The organism is Mesorhizobium sp. M1E.F.Ca.ET.063.01.1.1, from assembly GCF_003998155.1.
GTDB lineage: Bacteria > Pseudomonadota > Alphaproteobacteria > Rhizobiales > Rhizobiaceae > Mesorhizobium.
The window spans coordinates 1-1,365 of the sequence record NZ_RZSC01001127.1 but is presented as its reverse complement, the minus strand read 5'-3'; the positions used below and the strand labels follow the sequence as shown (position 1 = coordinate 1,365).

General features: G+C 58.7%; 3 protein-coding genes and 1 pseudogene. 2 read left to right on the top strand and 2 right to left on the bottom strand.

The window, feature by feature from the left end; translation table 11 throughout:
* Together EOA29_RS42475 and EOA29_RS36625 are read right to left on the bottom strand one after the other, a co-directional pair.
* Positions 1–316 (bottom strand): annotated as a pseudogene (locus EOA29_RS42475) (hypothetical protein); the annotation flags it as partial.
* 71 nt (positions 317–387) lie between these two features.
* Positions 388–672, bottom strand: a complete 285-nt coding sequence (locus EOA29_RS36625; protein ID WP_189479122.1) for a hypothetical protein — start codon at positions 670–672, stop codon at positions 388–390.
* Positions 673–891: 219 nt separating this feature from the next.
* Here EOA29_RS36625 and secE point away from each other — a divergent pair, with 219 nt between their 5' ends.
* Together secE and EOA29_RS36615 are read left to right on the top strand one after the other, a co-directional pair.
* Positions 892–1,095 carry a preprotein translocase subunit SecE gene (gene secE / locus EOA29_RS36620; protein ID WP_040974128.1) on the top strand — a complete coding sequence of 68 codons (204 nt, stop codon included), beginning with the start codon at positions 892–894 and terminating at the stop codon, positions 1,093–1,095.
* A 25-nt stretch (positions 1,096–1,120) separates the two neighbouring features.
* Positions 1,121–1,365: transcription termination/antitermination NusG family protein (locus EOA29_RS36615; protein ID WP_281061133.1), on the top strand; the 245-nt coding region annotated here is incomplete at its 3' end.

Sequence of the window (1,365 nt, the reverse complement as noted above, 5' to 3'; positions counted from 1 at the left end):
CCTCCGGCCACCCATGGATGAGCAGAATCGGCGATCCTTTCCCGCCGATCACGTAGTGAATGCGCACGCCATTAACGTCAGCGAATTGGGATCGAAAGCCGGCGGGGATACCGGTCATACTGTCAGCTCGAATTGAGCCTTGGTCCTTGCCTTGGACGCCAGCGTTCGTTGGACCCGCAAGAAATAGCATCGCGGTTGCAGTTGCCGAGAGAATGAGAGTTTGCATCGCGCGCATTACGTCGCACTTCCGGAAGTTTTCCGGGGCAACATTCAGTACCGCCCCGCTTGCAAACGGATATGCAGCCTTCCTGCTCATCCAGCAAAATCGATTGTCGCTATACGACCTATAAGGGGAATGGATAGACACCCGTGCCAGCGATTGAGCGGCTAGTTCAAGAGCGACTGTTCCTCCATAGGGCAGCCGACGATATGTGCGCTTTCTATGCGAAGCGCATCAAGCAGGCAGAGCGCCCGTTCAATATCACCATGAGCTGCCGTCGCAGGTCGTAGGTTCGAGCCTGCCGCCGTGCCATCCTGAAGTTGCGGACCGGTGATCAGGGTGCTCTGCCGTTGAAAACCGGCGGGTGGCTTGCCATATGGGGCAAATTGGGGCATAAGCCCCGCATAGCCGGGACGGAACGACTGGATGGTTCCGAGGCGGCGCTCGAACATAAAGCGGAACACTTGCCACTTGCGTGGACCAAGAATCGGTTTTATGTAGACTGAACAGACACGCGACGCGTGGAGCTGGGAAGCCGGCTTTACGCGTCTGATTTGCGTGGGCGAAATGGTGGCGCTGACTCGGCGTCGGCACGTAACCCAGGCGGCACGTCCCGGCCAGCGGGATCATCCAGGAGACCCGGCCAACGGGTCTTGAAGACAGAGCGGCAGATGGCTTCGAAAACCACTAATCCTTTCACCTTTCTCCAGCAGGTGCGCGCGGAGACGGCCAAGGTGACATGGCCCTCGCGCCGCGAGACCATGATCTCGACGGTGATGGTCCTGGTGTTCGCGGTCATCGCCATGATCTTCTTCTTCGCCGCCGACATAGCCATGGGCTATGCGATCGAGTGGATCCTGGGCCTCGGGCATTAATTCGGCGATTACGGAGAGTCGTGAAATGGCTGCGCGCTGGTACATCGTCCACGCTTATTCGAACTTCGAGAAGAAGGTCGCCGAGGACATCGAGAACAAGGCCAAGCAGAAGGGTCTGTCCGGCGAGATCGAGCAGATCGTGGTGCCGACCGAGAAGGTCGTTGAGATCCGCCGCGGCCGCAAGGTCGACGCCGAGCGCAAGTTCTTCCCGGGCTATGTGCTTCTGAAGGCCAACCTGACTGACGCTGTCTTCTCGCTGGTCAAGAACCT